Source organism: Nocardia cyriacigeorgica, from assembly GCF_029868385.1.
In the GTDB taxonomy this organism is placed as follows: Bacteria; Actinomycetota; Actinomycetes; order Mycobacteriales; family Mycobacteriaceae; genus Nocardia; species Nocardia cyriacigeorgica_F.
Window position 1 is genome coordinate 127,400 of record NZ_JARWNX010000039.1, and the last position, 19,613, is coordinate 147,012.

Below are 19,613 nucleotides of genomic sequence, written 5' to 3' on the forward strand. Positions count from 1 at the left end.
TTGCGCTGGCTGCCTCCTGTCCATACCTCGATTTGCACACGAAAGTTCCACCCTTCCGGTGTTACTTCCGTTGGTGCCTGTTCGAGTTTCGTTCGGGTTGTAACCAGCGGAATTCGTAGCAGACAAGCGACGGTCGCGGACCACCACGCGACGCGCGTGAGGTGCTGGAAGGACGCATCTTGGCAGTCTCCACCCAGACAAGCGCCAATTCGAAGTCGGGAGTTGCGGGGTCTATCCCCGGGGCCCCGTTGCGGGTGTCTTTCGCGAAGCTCAGGGAGCCGCTCGCGGTCCCCGGGCTTCTCGATCTACAAACGGAATCTTTCGCCTGGCTGATCGGGTCGCCCGAATGGCGTGAGCGGGCAGCTGCCCGCGGCGACGTCGGCCTGGTCGGTGGGCTCGAGGAGGTGCTCGAGGAGCTCTCGCCGATCGAGGACTTCTCCGGGTCGATGTCCCTGTCCTTCTCCGACCCACGCTTCGAAGAGGTCAAGGCCTCCATCGATGAGTGCAAAGACAAGGACATGACCTACGCGGCTCCGCTGTTCGTCACCGCGGAGTTCATCAACAACAACACCGGTGAGATCAAGAGCCAGACGGTCTTCATGGGTGATTTCCCGATGATGACCGACAAGGGCACGTTCATCATCAACGGCACCGAGCGCGTCGTCGTCTCGCAGCTGGTGCGCTCGCCCGGTGTGTACTTCGACCACTCCGTCGACAAGAGCACCGAGAAGGATCTGCACAGCGTGCGGGTCATCCCGAGCCGTGGCGCGTGGCTGGAGTTCGACGTCGACAAGCGTGACACCGTCGGTGTTCGCATCGACCGCAAGCGTCGTCAGCCGGTCACCGTGCTGCTCAAGGCGCTCGGTCTGACCACCGAGGAGATCGTCGAGCGTTTCGGCTTCTCCGAGATCATGATGTCCACCCTCGAGAAGGACAACACCGCCGGTCAGGACGAGGCGCTGCTGGACATCTACCGCAAGCTGCGTCCGGGCGAGCCGCCCACCAAGGAATCCGCGCAGACCCTGCTGGAGAACCTGTTCTTCAAGGAGAAGCGCTACGACCTGGCGCGCGTCGGTCGCTACAAGATCAACAAGAAGCTCGGCGTCCACCTCGGTGAGCCGGTCACCAGCTCGGTGCTGACGAAGGAAGACATCGTCAACATCATCGAGTACCTGGTGCGCCTGCACGCCGGTGATCGCGCGATGACCGCGCCCGGCGGCGCCGAGGTCCCGGTCGACGTCGACGATATCGACCACTTCGGTAACCGTCGTATCCGTACCGTCGGCGAGCTGATCCAGAACCAGATCCGGGTCGGCCTGTCCCGGATGGAGCGCGTGGTCCGCGAGCGGATGACCACCCAGGATGTCGAGGCCATCACGCCGCAGACCCTGATCAACATCCGCCCGGTCGTCGCCGCGATCAAGGAGTTCTTCGGAACCTCCCAGCTGTCGCAGTTCATGGACCAGAACAACCCGCTGTCGGGCCTGACCCACAAGCGCCGCCTCAACGCGCTCGGCCCCGGTGGTCTGTCCCGTGAGCGCGCCGGTCTGGAAGTTCGTGACGTCCACCCCTCGCACTACGGCCGCATGTGCCCGATCGAGACCCCGGAAGGCCCGAACATCGGCCTGATCGGTTCGCTGTCGGTGTACGCGCGGGTCAACCCGTTCGGCTTCATCGAGACCCCGTACCGCAAGGTCGTCGATGGCCGGGTCACCGATGACGTCAAGTACCTCACCGCCGACGAGGAGGACCGCGAGGTCCGCGCCCAGGCCAACTCGCCGGTCGACGCCGAGGGCAACTTCCTCGAGGACAAGGTGCTCGCCCGTAAGGGCAACGAGGAGATGGAGTACGTCGCCCCTGCCGAGGTGACCTACATGGACGTCTCGCCGCGCCAGATGGTGTCGGTGGCGACCGCCATGATCCCGTTCCTCGAGCACGACGACGCCAACCGTGCCCTGATGGGTGCGAACATGCAGCGTCAGGCCGTGCCGCTGATCCGTTCCGAGGCCCCCGTGGTCGGCACCGGTATGGAGCTGCGCGCCGCGGTCGACGCCGGTGATGTCGTGGTGAACGAGAAGTCCGGTGTGGTCGAGGAGGTCTCCGCCGACTACGTCACCGTGATGGCCGACGACGGCACCCGCAAGTCCTACCGGATGCGCAAGTTCGCCCGCTCCAACCAGGGCACCTGCGCCAACCAGCGTCCGATCGTGGACGAGGGTCAGCGGGTCGAGACCGGCCAGGTCCTCGCCGATGGTCCCTGCACCGAGAACGGTGAGATGGCGCTGGGCAAGAACCTGCTCGTCGCGGTCATGCCGTGGGAGGGTCACAACTACGAGGACGCGATCATCCTGTCGCAGCGCCTCGTGGAAGACGACGTCCTCACCTCGATCCACATCGAAGAGCACGAGATCGACGCCCGCGACACCAAGCTGGGCGCCGAGGAGATCACCAGGGACATCCCGAACGTCTCCGATGAGGTGCTCGCCGATCTCGACGAGCGCGGCATCGTCCGCATCGGCGCCGAGGTCCGCGACGGCGACATCCTGGTCGGCAAGGTCACCCCGAAGGGTGAGACCGAGCTGACCCCGGAGGAGCGGCTGCTGCGCGCCATCTTCGGTGAGAAGGCCCGTGAGGTCCGCGACACCTCGCTGAAGGTGCCGCACGGTGAGTCCGGCAAGGTCATCGGCATCCGCGTGTTCTCGCGCGATGACGACGACGACCTGCCTCCCGGTGTCAACGAGCTGGTGCGCGTGTACGTGGCGCAGAAGCGCAAGATCCAGGACGGCGACAAGCTGGCCGGCCGCCACGGCAACAAGGGCGTCATCGGCAAGATCCTCCCCACCGAGGACATGCCGTTCATGCCCGACGGCACCCCGGTCGACATCATCCTGAACACCCACGGTGTGCCCCGTCGTATGAACATCGGCCAGATCCTGGAGACCCACCTCGGGTGGATCGGCAAGGCGGGCTGGCAGGTCGATGTGGCCGCCGACGGCACCCGCCCCGACTGGGCGAGCGCCCTGCCGGAGCAGATGCTCGGTGCACCGGCCGATTCGAATATCGCCACCCCGGTGTTCGACGGCGCCCGCGAGGAGGAGCTGACCGGTCTGCTCGGCTCGACCCTGCCCAACCGTGACGGCGACCGCATGGTCGACGAGAACGGTAAGGCGACCCTGTTCGACGGCCGCTCCGGCGAGCCGTTCCCGTACCCGGTCGCGGTCGGCTACATGTACATCCTGAAGCTGCACCACCTGGTCGACGACAAGATCCACGCCCGTTCGACCGGCCCGTACTCGATGATCACCCAGCAGCCGCTCGGTGGTAAGGCGCAGTTCGGTGGTCAGCGCTTCGGTGAGATGGAGTGCTGGGCCATGCAGGCCTACGGCGCCGCCTACACCCTCCAGGAACTGCTGACCATCAAGTCCGACGACGTGGTTGGCCGTGTGAAGGTCTACGAGGCGATCGTCAAGGGCGAGAACATTCCGGAGCCGGGCATCCCGGAATCGTTCAAGGTGCTGCTCAAGGAACTCCAGTCGCTGTGCCTCAATGTCGAGGTGCTGTCCTCCGACGGTGCCGCGATCGAGATGCGCGACGGCGACGACGAGGATCTGGAGCGGGCGGCGGCCAACCTGGGCATCAACCTGTCCAGGAACGAAGCGGCCACCGTCGACGATTTGGCGAACTAGGCGGTGGGCCGGATGCCGTTCACGGACGGTATCCGGCCTCCGCGCTCGACTCACTAGTGAACTTTTGCTCGAATTCGAGACCCGCACAGGGGAAAGGAAGTTACGTGCTAGACGTCAACTTCTTCGATGAACTCCGGATCGGCCTTGCCACCGCCGAAGACATCCGCCGGTGGTCCTACGGTGAGGTGAAGAAGCCGGAGACCATCAACTACCGCACGCTCAAGCCGGAGAAGGACGGCTTGTTCTGCGAGAAGATCTTCGGTCCCACCCGGGACTGGGAGTGCTACTGCGGTAAATACAAGCGTGTCCGCTTCAAGGGCATCATCTGTGAGCGCTGTGGCGTCGAGGTCACCCGCGCCAAGGTGCGTCGTGAGCGGATGGGCCATATCGAGTTGGCCGCACCGGTCACTCACATCTGGTACTTCAAGGGCGTGCCTTCGCGCCTGGGCTACCTGCTCGACCTGGCGCCGAAGGATCTGGAAAAGATCATCTACTTCGCCGCCTACGTCATCACCAGCGTCGACGAGGAGCTCCGGCACAACGAGCTGTCCACGCTCGAGGCGGAGATGGAGGTCGAGAAGAAGGCCGTCGCCGATCAGCGCGACGCCGATCTCGAGGCCCGCGCCCAGAAGCTCGAGGCCGATATCGCCGAGCTCGAGGCCGAAGGCGCCAAGTCCGACGTCCGCCGCAAGGTCAAGGACGGCGGCGAGCGTGAGATGAAGCAGCTGCGCGACCGTGCCCAGCGTGAGCTGGACCGGCTCGACGAGATCTGGACCACCTTCACCAAGCTGGCCCCCAAGCAGCTCATCGTCGATGAGGTGCTCTACCGCGAGCTGACCGACCGCTACGGCGAGTACTTCACCGGCGCGATGGGCGCGGAGTCCATCCAGAAGCTGATGGAGAACTTCGACATCGAGGCCGAGGCCGAGAACCTGCGCGAGACCATCCGCAGCGGTAAGGGCCAGAAGAAGCTGCGCGCGCTCAAGCGACTCAAGGTCGTCGCCGCGTTCCAGGCCAACGGCAACTCGCCCATGGGCATGGTGCTCGACGCCGTCCCGGTGATCCCGCCGGAGCTGCGTCCGATGGTTCAGCTCGACGGTGGCCGCTTCGCCACCTCCGACCTGAACGACCTGTACCGCCGCGTCATCAACCGCAACAACCGCCTCAAGCGACTGATCGATCTCGGTGCGCCCGAGATCATCGTCAACAACGAGAAGCGGATGCTCCAGGAGTCGGTCGACGCGCTGTTCGACAACGGCCGCCGCGGCCGTCCGGTCACCGGACCGGGCAACCGTCCGCTCAAGTCGCTGTCGGATCTGCTCAAGGGCAAGCAGGGTCGTTTCCGGCAGAACCTGCTGGGTAAGCGTGTCGATTACTCGGGCCGTTCGGTCATCGTGGTCGGCCCGCAGTTGAAGCTGCACCAGTGTGGTCTGCCGAAGCTGATGGCGCTCGAGCTGTTCAAGCCGTTCGTGATGAAGCGTCTGGTGGACCTGAACCACGCGCAGAACATCAAGTCCGCCAAGCGGATGGTGGAGCGGCAGCGGCCGCAGGTGTGGGATGTCCTCGAAGAGGTCATCGCCGAACACCCGGTGCTGCTCAACCGTGCCCCCACCCTGCACCGCCTCGGTATCCAGGCCTTCGAGCCGCAGCTGGTGGAAGGTAAGGCCATCCAGCTGCACCCGCTGGTCTGTGAGGCGTTCAACGCCGACTTCGACGGTGACCAGATGGCCGTGCACCTGCCGCTGAGCGCGGAGGCGCAGGCCGAGGCCCGCATCCTGATGCTGTCCTCGAACAACATCCTGTCGCCCGCCTCGGGTCGTCCGTTGGCCATGCCGCGTCTGGACATGGTGACCGGTCTGTACTACCTGACCCGCCTGCACGAGGGCGCCAAGGGCGAGTACCAGCCGGCCACCAAGGACGCGCCGGAGCAGGGCGTGTACTCCTCGCCCGCCGAGGCGCAGATGGCGGTCGACCGTGGTGAGCTGACCGTGCGGTCGCTGATCAAGGTGCGGCTGACCGACCAGCGTCCGCCCAAGGACGTCGAGGCCGAGCTGTTCCCCGACGGCTGGCGCCGTGGCGATGCGTGGACCACCAAGACCACGCTGGGCCGGGTGCTGTTCAACGAGCTGCTGCCCGCGGACTACGCGTTCATCAACGAGCAGATGCCGAAGAAGCGGCAGGCGACGATCATCAACGATCTCGCCGAGCGCTACCCGATGATCGTGGTCGCGCAGACCGTCGACAAGCTCAAGGACGCCGGTTTCTACTGGGCCACGCGTTCGGGTGTCACCGTCTCCATGTCGGACGTTCTGGTTCCGCCGGAGAAGGCCGAGATCATGGAGCGCTACGAGGCGCAGTCGGATCAGATCGAGAAGAAGTACCAGCGTGGTGCGCTCGATCACCAGGAGCGCAACAACGCCCTGGTCAAGATCTGGCAGGAGGCCACCGAAGAGGTCGGTAAGGCGCTGCGCGCGCACTACCCGGCCGACAACCCGATCATCACGATCGTGGATTCGGGCGCCACGGGTAACTTCACCCAGACCCGTACCCTCGCCGGTATGAAGGGCCTGGTGACGAACCCGAAGGGTGAGTTCATCCCGCGCCCGATCAAGTCCTCGTTCCGTGAGGGCCTGACCGTGCTCGAGTACTTCATCAACACCCACGGTGCCCGTAAGGGTCTGGCCGACACCGCGCTGCGTACCGCCGACTCGGGTTACCTGACCCGTCGTCTGGTGGACGTCTCGCAGGACGTCATCGTGCGTGAGCACGACTGTGGCACCGAGCGCGGCATCCTGGTGCCGATCGCCGAGAAGCAGCTCGACGGCTCGATCATCCGCGACGCGCATGTGGAGACCTCCACCTACGCCCGTACGCTGGCCGCCGACGCGGTCGACGCCAACGGAAACGTCGTGGTGACCAAGGGCGCCGACCTGGGCGACCCGGCCATCGAGGCGCTGCTCGAGGCCGGTATCACCGAGGTGAAGGTCCGCTCCGTGCTGACCTGCACCACCGGCACCGGCGTGTGCGCGACCTGCTACGGCCGCTCCATGGCGACCGGCAAGCTGGTCGACATCGGTGAGGCCGTCGGTATCGTCGCCGCGCAGTCCATCGGTGAGCCCGGTACCCAGCTGACCATGCGTACCTTCCACCAGGGTGGTGTCGCGGGTGATGACATCACCGGTGGTCTGCCGCGTGTCCAGGAGCTGTTCGAGGCGCGTGTGCCGAAGGGCAAGGCGCCGATCGCCGAGGTCTCGGGTCGCGTGCGGCTCGAGGACGACGACCGCTTCTACAAGATCACCATCATCCCGGATGACGGTGGCGAGGATGTCGTCTACGACAAGCTCTCGAAGCGTCAGCGGCTGCGGGTGTTCAAGCACGACGACGGCACCGAGCGTCTGCTCTCCGATGGTGACCACGTCGAGGTCGGCCAGCAGCTGCTGGAAGGCGCGGCGGATCCGCACGAGGTGCTGCGCGTGATGGGCCCCCGTCAGGTGCAGATCCACCTGGTCCACGAGGTCCAGGAGGTCTACCGCTCGCAGGGTGTGTCGATCCACGACAAGCACATCGAGACCATCGTGCGTCAGATGCTGCGTCGCGTGACGATCATCGACTCCGGTGCCACCGAGTTCCTGCCCGGTTCGCTCACCGAGCGTGCCGAGTTCGAGGCGGCCAACCGTCGCGTCGTGTCCGAGGGTGGCGAGCCCGCGGCCGGACGTCCGGTGCTGATGGGTATCACCAAGGCGTCGCTGGCCACCGATTCGTGGCTGTCGGCGGCGTCGTTCCAGGAGACCACCCGAGTTCTGACGGATGCGGCCATCAACTGCCGCTCCGACAAGCTCATCGGCCTCAAGGAGAACGTGATCATCGGTAAGCTGATCCCCGCCGGTACCGGTATCAACCGTTACCGCAACATCCAGGTTCAGCCCACCGAAGAGGCTCGTGCCGCGGCGTACGCGGTGCCGTCCTACGACGACACCTACTACAGCCCGGAGGGCTTCGGCACCACCACCGGTGCCGCGGTCCCGCTGGACGATTACGGTTTCAGCGACTACCGGTAATTCGGTAGGCAGTAAACGACATTCGGCCCCGCTCCGGTTTCGGAGCGGGGCCGAATGCGTGTGCTGGTGTTTCGGCGGAGCCCTAGCCGATCGCCTCGATCAGCAATTTCGCCGCCAGCCTCGCGCCGTCGGTGCGGACCATCCCGGCGATGGCGTGCGCGCGGTCTCGGGTGGTCGAGGTCAGCGCCGTGTCGAGGGCTGCGGATAACGCGGGCAGGTCGGGGGCGTGGTCCGCGCACGCCGCGCCGATGCCGAGATCGGTGACTCGGCCGGCCCAGTACGGCTGATCCATCATCTGGGGGACCACCACCTGTGGTGCGCCCGCCCGAGCGGCGGTCGTCGTCGTGCCCGCGCCGCCGTGGTGCAGGACGGCGGCAACGCGGGGGAACAGCGCCTGATGGTTGATTTCGCCGACGGCAAGGCAGTCGGTGCGGTCGTCGACGGTGGCCAGTTCGGCCCAGCCGCGAGACAGGATCGCCCGGCGATCGTGTGCCCGGACCGCGTCGATCGCGATCCGGGCAATGTCGTTGTGCACCCGCATGCTGCCGAAGCCGATGTACACCGGGGGAGTTCCCGCGGCCAGGAATGACTCCACGTCATCGGGGAGCGGGCGCTCATCGGGAACGATCCAGGCACCGGTCTGCACGACGTCCATACCGGGTGATTCCGGCCATGGCGCGAGCACCGGGTCCGCGGCCAGCCATGGGCGGTCGGTGATGACGTGGGCGCGCACATCGTCCACCGGCCCCAGCCCGAGCCCCGCCCGGCCGGAATTCAGCGCCGCGCCGAGCTGTGCGTTCCAGCCAAGGGCGTCGATCTCCCATTGCAATCGGTTGCCGATCGCCTCTGGCGCCGGTCGATCGCCCGGCATCCGTGGCATCGGCGGATGATGCGGTGAGGGCAGGCTGGTCGGCTGGTAGCTCGCGTACTGGTAGTGGATGCCGAGCTTTTCCGCGGCAGACCGGGCGGCGACTTCCATCAGCCCGGTAGCTATCACCGCATCGCATCCTGCCGCGGCGGCGGGGATAGTGCCGAACTGGGCGGTGGGCCACTGGTGGGTGTATTCCAACAGATCCGCGGGCGAGGTATTCGCGCCGCGCAGAACAGGAATGGGTGGTCCCACCGGTACCAGCGGCACGCCGAGTTCGGAGCAGCGCCGCTCGAAATCCGGCGGCGCGCATATCCGTACCTCGGCGCCGAACTCCCGTAACCCCAGCGCGAGCCCGAGGGTGGGCTCGATATCGCCGCGCGACCCACTCGCCGACACCAGCACCCGCACGCCATCACTCCCTACTCGCATATCTGGCGTGGAACCATAGTCGGCCCGTAGCGTCCCGCGCTCGAGGCGTTCGCGCCGATGACGACGGCTTCAGGCGCGTCGAGCCGGTCAGGGGCCGGTTCGCGGCGTCTGCCTCAGGGGGTGCGGTTGAAGTAGGCGACGGCGGCGTCGATGGCGGGTTGGCCGCCGGAGTGGGCCAGTCCGGCGAAGGCGCCGATGGCCGCGCCGACGACGGTGCCGACCGGGACGGTGATGAAATCGAGGACGAACAAACCGAGCGGCAGGCCGAGGACGAAACCGATGGCGCCGCCGATCACCGCGCCGGTGATGATGGCGGGCTTATGCCGCTCGACCTCGGCGAAGAAGCGTTCCTCGGCATTGATATCGCGCAGCGGGGTGCTGGCGGAGGCCGATTCGGCGGGGGTGAGTGTGAGGCTGGTGCCGTCGGCCTCGATGAGCGGGGTGAGGTGGACCTGCTTGTCGCCGACGTGGATCGCCATCGGGAACGCGGCGACCACCTGTCCGGCGCGATCGGTGAGGGCGACGACGCGATCGTCGGCGACCAGTTCGAAACGTCCGCCGTCGATGGTGGTCACCGCCGAGCGCCGGTCCTCGTCGGCGCTGACTCGGTAGTCGATCTGCTGGACGGACCCGGACAGATCCAGCGTCGCCTCGTCAGCGGTGGGCGCCGCCGGTGCGAGCCCGGCGGTGACGCCGGTGGCGGCCAATGTCAGCAGGGCCGTCGCAGTGATCCTCGTGAGCCTCATCGTGTCCTTATGGGTGCTGGCGCCATCGGCGAAATGTCCGGTTCGGGTTGCGAAGACCATACCGGGCCCGATCCGGTTTCAGAAACCAAACCCGGTGGTACGGCGTGGTTTCGTGGCGCCTCACAACCGGTGCGTGGTCGGAAGTTCGCGCCGGGGTATTGACATCGGCCCACAGCATTCGCGACACTGAACTAGATGGTTCAGTATGACTTTCTAGACGCCTCCTTCGGAGCGCTCGCGGACCCCACTCGGCGTGGGATTCTCGAGCACCTCGGTCGCGGACCCGCGACGGTCAGCGAGCTGGCGCAGCGTTTCGAGATGACCCTCACCGGCATCAAGAAGCACATCGGCCTACTCGAGGACGCGGGCATGGTGGCGACGGAGAAGCGTGGTCGGGTCAGGTACTGCCGGCTCGGTGAGAACGTCTTCGACCGTGAGGTGGCCTGGATGCAGGGCTATCGGCGGATGGTGGAAGCCCGGATGGACCGTCTCGGCGAATTCCTCGAACGAACGGAAACGGAGCAGAACCAATGACAGCAACCACGAACGACGCCGTTGTCAGCACGGCCTCGGAGACCGAGATCCATATCGAGCGGGTGTTCGACGCGCCGCTGGACCGGGTGTGGGACGCCTACAGCCGGATCGAGCAGCTCGCCCGTTGGTGGGGGCGCGGACATCGGCTCGATATCGAACGCTGGGAGTTCCGCAAGGGCGGGCATTGGCGGTTCATCGAACAGGACGGCGGTGAGTCCTACGGCTTCGAGGGGCGTTTCCGCGAGATCGCCCCGAAGGAGCGGATCGTGCAGTCCTTCGAATGGGACGGTATGCCCGCCCACGTCGCCATCGACTCCACGACCTTCGTCGACCTGGGCGACGGCCGCACCAAGGTGGTCACCGACAGCCAGTTCCACACCAGGGCCGAACGTGACGGCATGCTGGAATCCGGCATGGAGCACGGCCTCAACGACAGCTACCGCGCCTTGGACGCCCTGCTGGCCGAATCGGCCTGAGCGAGCGCAGTGTCCGGCGACCCGGGCCGCGATGGCGGCGCCGGGTCGTCTGGTGTTCGGTGCCTGCCGCACCGGGCATTGGGCTGGACACCGGTACGCGAAGTCGGGGCGTGCGAGCCCATGTGGGAGACGGTGCCCGGCCACCGAATCCGCCGCATCGGATGCGATACGTCGTCGCGCGTATCGCCCGCGGCGCCTCGATCAGCGCCGCGGCCCGCACTCCGGACTACCGGATCAGCGTCCGCCGAACCGGCGCTTACGCGGTTTGAGATGCAAGCCTGGCAACGGTGGGGCCGGAATGCGTTGCTGCGGTGGATGCCCCGCGATATCGCCGAACCGCTCGACGTCGTGGTTCTCCCAATCCGCACGGGCGGCCACGATCTGGGTATGGCTGCGGCCGACGAAGTTCCACCACATCACCAGATCCTCATCGAACGGCTCACCGCCGATCAGTGCGAAATGCGCACCGGCGCCGCTGGTGATGGTGAGTTCCGCGCGTTCGGTGCCGAGATACAGCAGCGGTCCGGGGCCGAGTTCGGTCCCCGCGACCGAGATCTCGCCCTCGACGACCAGTACGGCGTATTCGAAGCGGCGCTCGACCGGAAGGCGCACCCGTGCGCCCGCGTCGATCCGCACATCGGCCCCGACCAGTGGCGTGTACGTGATCGCGGGCGAGGTGACACCGGCCAGGGTGCCGAGCAGGACGATGGCGCGCAGGCCAGGTGCGTCGTACACCGGCAGCTCACGATGTTGCTCGAAATGCGGTGCGACCCCGGCGGACTCACCGGGCAGCGCGATCCACAGTTGCAGACCGTGCCCGGCGGGCGCACCCGCCACACCGTACTCCGAATGTGCGATACCGCGCCCCGAGGTCATCAGGTTCAGCTGGCCGGGTTCGATCTCCACATCGGAACCCACCGAATCGCGATGCCGGATCTTTCCCTCGAACGGCCAGGTCACCGTCTGTAATCCGATATGCGGATGGGGATCGATATCCGGCGGCGCTCCGGTCTTGGTGACGGTGGGTGAGCCGAAATGGTCGAGAAAGCACCAGGCGCCGACCGTGGGCAGATCGCGTTGCGGCAGAACCCGTTCGACGAAGACGCCACGCACCCCACCCAGCGGGACCTCACGGGCCGGATACAGCTCGACGACCGGGCCCGGTCCGGGCGAGGGCTCGCACAGGGCTTCGTCGGGGTGCGGGTCCAGATCACTCATGAGCTCGCCCCGGCACGCGGTTCGTTCGATCGGCGCGCCGTCGCCACCGATCGCAGCCTCATCGACTGATGCCTTTGCCGACGACGTGTTCGTCGTATTCGGAATGTTTGTCGAGGTAGGCCTTGATGAACGGGCAGACCGGCCGGATCACCCGGCCGCGCGCGATGACATCCTCGACCGCCTGACGGGCCAGCACGGTGCCGAGGCCCTTACCGCCGAACGCCGCACCGATCTCGGTGTGGACGAACACCGTTTCGTCGCCGCGTTCCTCGTATTCGGTGAATCCGGCGAGGTCGTCGTCGTACCAGACTTCGTAGCGGTTCTCGCCGTCGTTGTGGACGACCTTCGTCGCCACCGTCGAGTCGGTCATGATCCGTCTCCTCTCGCACCGATCAGGTCGAGCAGTCCGCGGCGCCGATAGGTACCGCACCGGTGCGGGTGCGGTACGTGGGCGGCTCCACTGTCTCGGATGCTAGTCCGAGCCGTTCACTCGCGACCCGCGGAGGTGAACGACATATCCGCGTAGCGGGGTCCGGCGACCCGACCGGCGATGGGCTCCAAGGTCGCCAACTCCTCGGCCGACAGCGCGACCCCCGCCGCGGCCACGTTCTCGGCCAGCCTGGTGCGCTTACGGGTGCCGGGGATCGGCACCACCGCGAGATCGTGCACCGCCGCGCGGGCATGCACCCAGGCCAGCGCAATCTGTGCCGGTGTCAGCCCGCGCGATTCGGCAATGGTGCGCAACGGTGCGAGCAGTTCGGCGTTGTGGGCGGCGTTGTCGCCGGTGAAGCGCGGCATCCGGTTGCGGAAATCGGCGGTGTCGCCCAATTCGTTCGCCGAGCCGAACGATCCGGTGAGGAAGCCGCGGCCGAGCGGGGAGTACGGCACGAATGTGACGCCGAGTTCGGCGGCGGCCGCAACGGCGGTGTTCTCCACATCGCGGGAGAACAGCGACCATTCCGATTGCACCGCGGCGATGGGATGCACGGCGTGCGCGGTGCGCAGTTCGTCGCCGGTCACTTCGGACAGGCCGAGGGCGCGTACCTTGCCCGCCTGGACGAGTTCGGCCATGGTGGCGACGGCGTCCTCGATCGGCACGGCGGGATCGCGCCGGTGCAGGTAGTACAGGTCGATGGTGTCGATGCCGAGTCGGCGCAGGCTGGCCTCGACCGCGGAGCGGATATAGCCGGGGGAGTTGTCGAAACCGCGATAGGTCGGATCGTCGGCCTTGCGGATGATGCCGAATTTCGTGGCCAGCACCACCTGTTCCCGGTTGGCCCGCACGAAATCGCCGAGGAATTCCTCATTGTGGCCGGATCCGTAGATATCGGCCGTATCGAACAGCGTGATGCCGAGTTCCAGCGCCCGATCCAGGGTCGCGCGGGCCTCGGCGGGATCGGTGGCGCCGTAGAACTCGCTCATCCCCATGCAGCCGAGGCCCTGGATACCCACCCGGATGCCGTTGGTGCCGAGGGTCGTGGTCGCCAACGTATCGGTCCTGCTCATTCCGGTGTCCCTTCACAGTGGATAGACGTGATCGGCCGGACCGTCGTCGACGTGCCTTCGTAGAGCCCGATCTTGTAGTCGAGCACGGCGACGGTCCGCTGTAGTTCGGCGATCTTGGCCAGGGTGTCTGCGCGGGTGGCCCGGAACATCTCCAGCCGTTGGGGCACCGTGGCGTCCCCGGCGCGCACGAGTTCGGCGTATCGGACCATGTCGGCCACCGACATGCCGGTGAGGCGTAGGCGGCCGATCAGCTCGAGCCAGTCCAGATCGCGGTCGCTGAACCGGCGTTTGCCGGTGTGATCGCGGCCGATGTAGTCCATCAGCCCGATCCGCTCGTACCAGCGCAGCGTGTCCCGGCTCAGTCCACACCGATCGGCGACCTCGCCGATCGAATACCGCGGCCGCTCTCTATCGCCGCTGTCGACATTCTGACGTGCGGTTTCGCTCATCTGATCGTCCCTCTCGCCGAACGCCGACGACGTTAGTCACCTGGAGTGCACTCCAAGCAAACACGAATCGAGAGGGCGACCACCACCGTGTGCCAGAAACCGATCAGCTGGGCGAACCGGCCGCGTAATCCGGCAGTTCCTGTACCGCCCATTTGTTGCCGTCGGGATCGGCGAAGAAAGTGAACAGGCCCCAGCCGAGATCCTGCACCGGCGTCGCCTCCACTCCGGCGGCGATCAGCTGCTGATAGGCCTTCTCGGCGCTGGCCACCACCATCTGCATGCCCTCGACACTGCCCGGCGCCGCCTCGGTGATACCGCGGCCGATGCAGATCGAACATCCGGAGCCCGGCGGGGTGAGCTGCACGAAACGGATGTCCTCGGAGGGGGAATGATCGTGATCGGCGTTGAAACCGATCTTGGTGTAGAAGTCCTTGGCACGGTCGACATCGGTCACCGGGATGGCCACGAGCTCTATTTTCCAATCCATGTGACGAGCATCTCACCGACCACCGACACGTTCGCCTGATCCGGCCTACCCTGGAGCCATGCCAGGTAAGGAAATCGACCGCGTCCGGGCCCGTTCGGCCTGGGCCACGGTCAGGGAAAGCCCGGTGATCACCGCCGTCGCCCTCGCGCCGTTCGCGCTGGCGCTCGGTGTCGTGTGGTGGTTGTTCGGTGGAATCGCGGCGCTGGTGCTGCTGGTGGTGCTCGGCGGCGTCGCCGTGTACGGCGGCAAACTGCTGCGCTGAGACGGCCGGGCCGAGTAAGGGGCCGCTACGTCGTCAACGTGCCACGTGGAAGCTCACCAGATCGCCGGTCCCCGGGTCGATCTGCGTCCACGGCCGGTCGAAGCGCAATACCGCGAGCGCCGAAGTGGGGAACTTGCGGCTGAGTTCGGTCGCGGGCGCCGAGTCGCGATTGCTCGCCAGCTCCCATGCCGTCCACGGCATCCCGGGTGCGTGCCCGATCACCAGCAGGGTGGATACCTCCTCGTCGCTGAGCTGGACCAGTTCGATCAGCGTCTGCGGCGACGCCTCGTAGATGCCGCGTTCGTAGACCACCGGCGCGGTGATTCCGGTGGCGGCGAGGGTCTCGCGGGTGCGGGTGGCCGTCGAACAGCGCACCGCGTCGATCGGCGGCTGGGTCTCGCGCAGCCACTGTCCGGCCAGGCCCGCCTCGCGCAGTCCACGCGGCGCGAGCGGGCGTTCATGATCGTCGACGCCGTCCGGATAGGCCGATTTGCCGTGCCGCATGAGGATCAGAGTCCGCACCATGGCACCACCGTAAGCCCTCCCGTGCAGAGACCGCGGCCACACTCGAGGCAAACTGAAAGCGGCGTCACATAATGGAGGCCCACCGGTCACTCCGTGATCCCCACCGTGACGCCGCACCACCCGCAACCCCGGGGTGGTCACAGCCCACACAGTTTTCGAGGATCTGCACACTATGGCCTACGTAATCACGCAGCGTTGTTGCAATGACGCCAGCTGCGTTTCCGAGTGCCCGGTCGACTGCATCCGACCCACCCCGGACCAGCCGGAGTTCGCGACGACCGAGATGCTCTACATCGACCCCGACACCTGCATCGACTGCGGAGCCTGTGTCGACGCGTGCCCGGTGGAGGCCATCTTCTCCGAAGACGACCTGAGCGCATCGCTGGCGCGGTTCCGCGACGTCAACGCCGCCTACTTCCAGCGCCATCCGCTGGAATCGAACTTCGACCCGATCGCGGCGCCGACGCGCCCACCGAAGGATCTCGGCACGCTACGCGTGGCCATCATCGGCGCCGGGCCCGCCGCCTGCTACGCCGCCGATGAGCTGCTGCGCCGCTCCGAGGTCGAAGTGGAGATGTTCGACCGGCTGCCGACGCCGTGGGGTCTGGTGCGCGCCGGTGTCGCCCCCGACCATCCGGGCACCAAGGGTGTGTCGAGCATGTTCGAATCGGCGTTCCGCCGGGACGCGCTCCAGTTCTATCTCAACGTCGAGGTCGGCAACCACATCACACATGAGGAGTTGCTGGAGCATCATCACGCCGTGCTCTACGCGGTCGGTGCGGCCTCGGACCGCCATATGGGCATACCCGGCGAGGACCTGCCCGGTAGCCATTCCGCGACCGAGTTCGTGGCCTGGTACAACGGCCATCCCGACTACGCCGATCGCGAATTCGATCTGTCGGGTGAGCGGGCGGTCATCGTCGGCAATGGCAATGTCGCCCTCGACGTCGCCAGGGTGCTCACCGTCGACCCCGACGAACTGGCCGAGACCGATATCGCCGACCACGCCCTCGACGCGTTGCGCCGCAGCAATATCCGCGAGGTCGTGGTGCTCGGCAGGCGCGGCCCGTTGCAGGCGGCCTACTCCTCACCGGAGTTCATGGCGCTGACGCATCTGAAGGGCGTCGACGTCGTCATCGATCCGGCCGAACTGGAACTCGATCCGGCCAGTCGGGCGGTACTCGACGATCCCGAGGTGGAGCCCTCGCTCGCACTCAAATACACCCTGGCGCAGGAATACGCCGCCGCACCGAGCGATCCGGCGAACAAGCGGATCGTGTTCCGCTACCTGTCCTCGCCCACCGGGCTCACCGGCAGCGATCGGGTGGAATCGCTGGAATATGCGCACAACGAATTGCTCAGCGAGGGCGGGCAGTTGATCGCGCGCGCCACCGACCGCACCGGCAGCCTGCCCACGTCGTTGGTGCTGCGCTCGATCGGCTACCGGGGTGAGCCCGTCGCCGATCTGCCGTTCGACGAGCGGCGCGCCGTGGTGCCCAATGAGCACGGGCGCGTCATCGGCGCGGACGGTACGCCGATGCCCGGCGTATACGTCAGCGGGTGGATCAAACGCGGCCCGCGCGGTGTGATCGGTTCCAACCGGGTCGACTCGGAGGAGACCATCGAGGGTCTGATCGCCGATTTCATCGCGGGCAAACTGGCCGCCCCGCGCGCCGACCGGGCCGCCTTGCGGGCGCTGGTTCAGCAGCGTCAGCCCGATCTGGTCGACCGCGACGGCTGGCGTGCCATCGACCAGGCCGAACGCACCGCCGGCAAATCCGCCGGTCGGCCGCGGGTCAAGTTCACCACCCGCCCCGATCTGCTCAAGGCCGCCAACGGCTGAGCCCGAGCCTGCCCGAGCGGCACATGGGCGCTGCGCCCGTGTGCCCCTCGCTCAGGCGGGCAGCGGCATGACCCGGACAATGGTCGTGGTGGTGCCGCCGACGACGAACCACAGCCGCAGCGTCGGCGCACCGGCGCCGTCACCCGGTTCGTAACGACTGCGCACAGTGATGTGCTCGCGCGCGAGCACAGGGGCCACGTATTCGATGACGGCCCGGTGCGGCCCCGCGACGAGCTTCGGATAGTCGACCAGATACTGCTCGACGGCCTGCCAGTAACAGGCGTTGTTGACGTGGTTGTACTGGTCGATATCGGTGGCGCGGACCGGGAAGGGCAGGTCGGTGTCCGATTCGGGCGGGGTGGCGTCGGTGAGCCACGGACGCCAGCGCAACCGGTGCTCTTGCGCGGTCTGCGCCAGATAGGACAGACCCTCGTCGCTGATGCGGGCCGGGCGGTTGTTCGACTCGCTGATATTGATCCAGAAACCCTCGGTCTCGATCAGACCGCCGTTATCGCTGGTGATCCGCACCCGCATATTCGTCCAACGGGTCGACATGGCCGAGCACCAGCGCACCAGCCGGACCTGATCGGGCCACATGATCGGCCGGACGACATCGATCACGGTGCGCCGGACGATCCAGCTCGGATCGGTGTGCTCCAGTAACGTCTGTTGCAGCTGTTCCCAGGCGATGTCTTGCAGATAGCGGGCGATGCCGTCGAATCGCAGACGGTTGTACGGATCCACATCGCCTGCTCGTACGGGCCACGCCGAGGCAAAGCCCATGTCCTCCTGGGGAAGCGGGGCGAGTGGCTGATCGAGTGACACTTGTGCTCCTCGCGCTGCACGGTGTGCCGCGTTCTCATGCGGTGCTTCTTGTGACACGACTTTACGGGGCGTGCGTCACACCCTCACGCCGAGCCGCCAGGTCGGGGCCCTGCCCCGGCCTGCCAGCCGCCGTGTGAATCGGTCGATCCGCCCCGCTCCGGCGCCGCGGTCAGTAGCCGACGTAGCTCTGGTTCTGCCCCATCGCCACGATGCCGGGCACATTGCTCAACGAGCCGTAGCGTTCGATCGCGTATCGCGATCCGGCGATGATGTTGTCGACCGGGTTCCAGATGTCGTCGTGCCCGGCCAGCTTGTAGGAGTTGAAGGTCGGGTCGATGGTCTGCATCAGGCCCTTCGACGGGATTCCCGCGGCGGCATTGCTGTCCCACAGGTTGATCGCGTTCGGGTCGCCACCCGACTCCTTCTCGATGATCGCGGCAATGATCGCGGCATCGGCATCGGAAACGTTGTAGCCGTTTTCGCGCAGGGTGCGGATGGCTTCCTGGATCCATTGCGCCTGCTCGCCGGTCGGCATCTTGGACGGCGGGCCACCGGATTGCAGTGCGCTCTGCGACCAGCTGCCGTCCCCGCCCGACGAGCTCGAACCGCCGCCGGACCCGGACATCAGCTGGCTGGAGTTGTTCGGTTTGCCGGGTGTGTCGTTCGCCGGTGCCGGCGTCGAGGCCGGGGTGGTCGTGGCCGGTACGGCGGGCGGGGCGACGTTGAGGGTGGGATCGCCGAGGGCGGTGAAGGCCTGGTCGAGCTTGTTCGCGGCATTGTCGACCTGCACGCGGGCGCGTTCGGCGGCATCGGCGGCGGCTTTGAGGGCATTGGCGATATGCCACTGGTGCACGGCGGCCAGATACTGCTCGGCGAGGCATTCCCCCTCGACGTTCGCCTTGCCCTCGGCGTGTTTGCGCAGGTAGTCCATGCGAGCCTGCGCGCTGACGGTGCCATCGGCGGCAACCTGGAATCCGGGCATCTCACCGTTGGGCGCCTGGGCGCCGTCGCGCAGCTGCAACACCTTGCTCTTGGTCTCGGTGAGGTTGCCGACCTCGACGTTCAGCGCCGTCTGAAGCTCGAGCAGGGCCTTGCTGACCGCACCGGCGCGGGTCTTCTCGGTATCCATCCGGTTCTTGGCGGCGGTACCGGCCGGGCCACTCCATCCGAGCGTCTCGGTATCGGTGCGGCCCGAGGTGGTGAGGCCGTCGAGGCGGGTGGCGATCGTGGCGGCGTTGGTGGCTGCGGTGGTGAGCTGGTCGGGCTGCCACTGCTCGACGTCGGGGATGGTGAGTGTCATTGCGTCAGCCCGATCGTCTTCAGCTTCTGCTCGAAATCGGCTTCGGTGAGTTCATAGGCGCCAGCGGTATTGCGCAGGCTGTCGGCGACGGTGGTGAGCCGGTCGCTGATGCGCTGAAGGCATGTGTCGGTGGCATCGCAGGCGTGCTGGGCGGCGGTGCCGAAGGTCGTGCCGGGTAGTGCGGTGACCGCACCGCTGATCTTCGCGTCCTCGGCGGTGCCGAGACCGGTCACGTTCTGCGCTTCCCCGCTCAATTGCTGTGCGAAGCCGCGCAACACTTCCGGATCGACGCGGACGGTCTTCGTATCGTCGTTACCGCTCACGGAATCCCCCTTCCCTCCCGATGCAACTGTGGGTGAGCTTAACAAAGGCGCTGGTGCGCAACAGGGTTCTCGACC

At 66.6% G+C, this 19,613-nt stretch carries 17 protein-coding genes; 6 read left to right on the top strand and 11 right to left on the bottom strand.

From position 1 onward, the window contains the following. The first annotated feature begins 161 nt into the window (after positions 1-161). Positions 162-3,686 carry a DNA-directed RNA polymerase subunit beta gene (locus QH168_RS09965; RefSeq protein WP_280234231.1) on the top strand — a complete coding sequence of 1,175 codons (3,525 nt, stop codon included), beginning with the start codon at positions 162-164 and terminating at the stop codon, positions 3,684-3,686. Between the two features lie 104 nt (positions 3,687-3,790). After that, entirely contained in the window at positions 3,791-7,744 is a 3,954-nt protein-coding gene (locus QH168_RS09970) for a DNA-directed RNA polymerase subunit beta' (protein ID WP_280234232.1), read from the top strand. Between the two features lie 82 nt (positions 7,745-7,826). Here the strand turns inward: QH168_RS09970 and QH168_RS09975 are convergent, their stop codons facing one another. Next, the gene (locus QH168_RS09975) at positions 7,827-9,023 is read right to left on the bottom strand and encodes a glycosyltransferase (protein ID WP_280234233.1); all 1,197 of its coding nucleotides are present in this window, start codon (positions 9,021-9,023) and stop codon (positions 7,827-7,829) included. A gap of 134 nt (positions 9,024-9,157) precedes the next feature. Then, positions 9,158-9,790, bottom strand: coding sequence for a hypothetical protein (locus tag QH168_RS09980; protein WP_280234234.1), 633 nt, complete (start codon positions 9,788-9,790; stop codon positions 9,158-9,160). A gap of 195 nt (positions 9,791-9,985) precedes the next feature. On the opposite strand from QH168_RS09980, the gene QH168_RS09985 reads away from it, so the two are divergent. Both QH168_RS09985 and QH168_RS09990 read left to right on the top strand, forming a co-directional pair. After that, positions 9,986-10,324: an ArsR/SmtB family transcription factor gene (locus tag QH168_RS09985; RefSeq protein WP_280234235.1), complete on the top strand. Its 339-nt coding sequence runs from the start codon at positions 9,986-9,988 to the stop codon at positions 10,322-10,324. Next, positions 10,321-10,800, top strand: a complete 480-nt coding sequence (locus QH168_RS09990; RefSeq protein WP_280234236.1) for an SRPBCC family protein — start codon at positions 10,321-10,323, stop codon at positions 10,798-10,800. The genes QH168_RS09985 and QH168_RS09990 overlap by 4 nt, the downstream gene beginning before the upstream one ends. Before the next feature lie 234 nt (positions 10,801-11,034). Here QH168_RS09990 and QH168_RS09995 read toward each other — a convergent pair whose 3' ends face one another. The 5 genes from QH168_RS09995 to QH168_RS10015 all read right to left on the bottom strand — a co-directional run bounded on the left by QH168_RS09995 (position 11,035) and on the right by QH168_RS10015 (position 14,460). Then, the gene (locus tag QH168_RS09995; protein ID WP_280234237.1) at positions 11,035-12,018 is read right to left on the bottom strand and encodes a pirin family protein; all 984 of its coding nucleotides are present in this window, start codon (positions 12,016-12,018) and stop codon (positions 11,035-11,037) included. Positions 12,019-12,076: 58 nt separating this feature from the next. Continuing rightward, a complete protein-coding gene (locus tag QH168_RS10000) occupies positions 12,077-12,388 on the bottom strand; it encodes a GNAT family N-acetyltransferase (RefSeq protein WP_280234238.1) in 312 nt (103 codons plus the stop codon). Between the two features lie 116 nt (positions 12,389-12,504). Beyond that, the gene (locus tag QH168_RS10005; RefSeq protein ID WP_280234239.1) at positions 12,505-13,524 is read right to left on the bottom strand and encodes an aldo/keto reductase; all 1,020 of its coding nucleotides are present in this window, start codon (positions 13,522-13,524) and stop codon (positions 12,505-12,507) included. Further along, positions 13,521-13,973, bottom strand: a complete 453-nt coding sequence (locus tag QH168_RS10010; RefSeq protein ID WP_280234240.1) for a MerR family transcriptional regulator — start codon at positions 13,971-13,973, stop codon at positions 13,521-13,523. Before QH168_RS10010 ends, QH168_RS10005 begins: the two co-directional genes overlap by 4 nt. A gap of 103 nt (positions 13,974-14,076) precedes the next feature. Then, positions 14,077-14,460, bottom strand: coding sequence for a VOC family protein (locus QH168_RS10015; protein WP_280234241.1), 384 nt, complete (start codon positions 14,458-14,460; stop codon positions 14,077-14,079). 58 nt (positions 14,461-14,518) lie between these two features. Here QH168_RS10015 and QH168_RS10020 point away from each other — a divergent pair, with 58 nt between their 5' ends. Continuing rightward, positions 14,519-14,722, top strand: a complete 204-nt coding sequence (locus tag QH168_RS10020; protein WP_280234242.1) for a hypothetical protein — start codon at positions 14,519-14,521, stop codon at positions 14,720-14,722. A 33-nt stretch (positions 14,723-14,755) separates the two neighbouring features. Here QH168_RS10020 and QH168_RS10025 read toward each other — a convergent pair whose 3' ends face one another. Then, a complete protein-coding gene (locus tag QH168_RS10025) occupies positions 14,756-15,247 on the bottom strand; it encodes a SixA phosphatase family protein (RefSeq protein WP_280234243.1) in 492 nt (163 codons plus the stop codon). A gap of 172 nt (positions 15,248-15,419) precedes the next feature. Here QH168_RS10025 and QH168_RS10030 point away from each other — a divergent pair, with 172 nt between their 5' ends. After that, positions 15,420-17,090 (top strand): FAD-dependent oxidoreductase, encoded by a 1,671-nt coding sequence (locus QH168_RS10030; protein WP_280234244.1) that lies wholly within the window; start codon positions 15,420-15,422, stop codon positions 17,088-17,090. A gap of 51 nt (positions 17,091-17,141) precedes the next feature. On the opposite strand, the gene QH168_RS10035 is transcribed toward QH168_RS10030, so the two are convergent. The 3 genes from QH168_RS10035 to QH168_RS10045 form a co-directional block, all read right to left on the bottom strand. Further along, complete coding sequence (locus QH168_RS10035; protein WP_280234245.1) at positions 17,142-17,915, bottom strand: acyl-[acyl-carrier-protein] thioesterase; 774 nt, start codon at positions 17,913-17,915, stop codon at positions 17,142-17,144. A gap of 169 nt (positions 17,916-18,084) precedes the next feature. Beyond that, entirely contained in the window at positions 18,085-19,215 is a 1,131-nt protein-coding gene (locus QH168_RS10040) for a transglycosylase SLT domain-containing protein (RefSeq protein WP_280234246.1), read from the bottom strand. After that, a complete protein-coding gene (locus QH168_RS10045) occupies positions 19,212-19,538 on the bottom strand; it encodes a WXG100 family type VII secretion target (protein WP_280234247.1) in 327 nt (108 codons plus the stop codon). Before QH168_RS10045 ends, QH168_RS10040 begins: the two co-directional genes overlap by 4 nt. Positions 19,539-19,613: the final 75 nt, after the last annotated feature.

Excerpts from the sequence above, each read along its gene's own strand:
- QH168_RS09980 (WP_280234234.1), bottom strand. The coding sequence starts at position 9,790 with ATGAGGCTCACGAGGATCACTGCGACGGCCCTGCTGACATTGGCCGCC.
- QH168_RS09985 (WP_280234235.1), top strand. The coding sequence starts at position 9,986 with ATGGTTCAGTATGACTTTCTAGACGCCTCCTTCGGAGCGCTCGCGGAC.
- QH168_RS09990 (WP_280234236.1), top strand. The coding sequence starts at position 10,321 with ATGACAGCAACCACGAACGACGCCGTTGTCAGCACGGCCTCGGAGACC.
- QH168_RS09995 (WP_280234237.1), bottom strand. The coding sequence starts at position 12,018 with ATGAGTGATCTGGACCCGCACCCCGACGAAGCCCTGTGCGAGCCCTCG.
- QH168_RS10000 (WP_280234238.1), bottom strand. The coding sequence starts at position 12,388 with ATGACCGACTCGACGGTGGCGACGAAGGTCGTCCACAACGACGGCGAG.
- QH168_RS10005 (WP_280234239.1), bottom strand. The coding sequence starts at position 13,524 with ATGAGCAGGACCGATACGTTGGCGACCACGACCCTCGGCACCAACGGC.
- QH168_RS10010 (WP_280234240.1), bottom strand. The coding sequence starts at position 13,973 with ATGAGCGAAACCGCACGTCAGAATGTCGACAGCGGCGATAGAGAGCGG.
- QH168_RS10015 (WP_280234241.1), bottom strand. The coding sequence starts at position 14,460 with ATGGATTGGAAAATAGAGCTCGTGGCCATCCCGGTGACCGATGTCGAC.
- QH168_RS10020 (WP_280234242.1), top strand. The coding sequence starts at position 14,519 with ATGCCAGGTAAGGAAATCGACCGCGTCCGGGCCCGTTCGGCCTGGGCC.
- QH168_RS10025 (WP_280234243.1), bottom strand. The coding sequence starts at position 15,247 with ATGGTGCGGACTCTGATCCTCATGCGGCACGGCAAATCGGCCTATCCG.
- QH168_RS10030 (WP_280234244.1), top strand. The coding sequence starts at position 15,420 with ATGGCCTACGTAATCACGCAGCGTTGTTGCAATGACGCCAGCTGCGTT.
- QH168_RS10040 (WP_280234246.1), bottom strand. The coding sequence starts at position 19,215 with ATGACACTCACCATCCCCGACGTCGAGCAGTGGCAGCCCGACCAGCTC.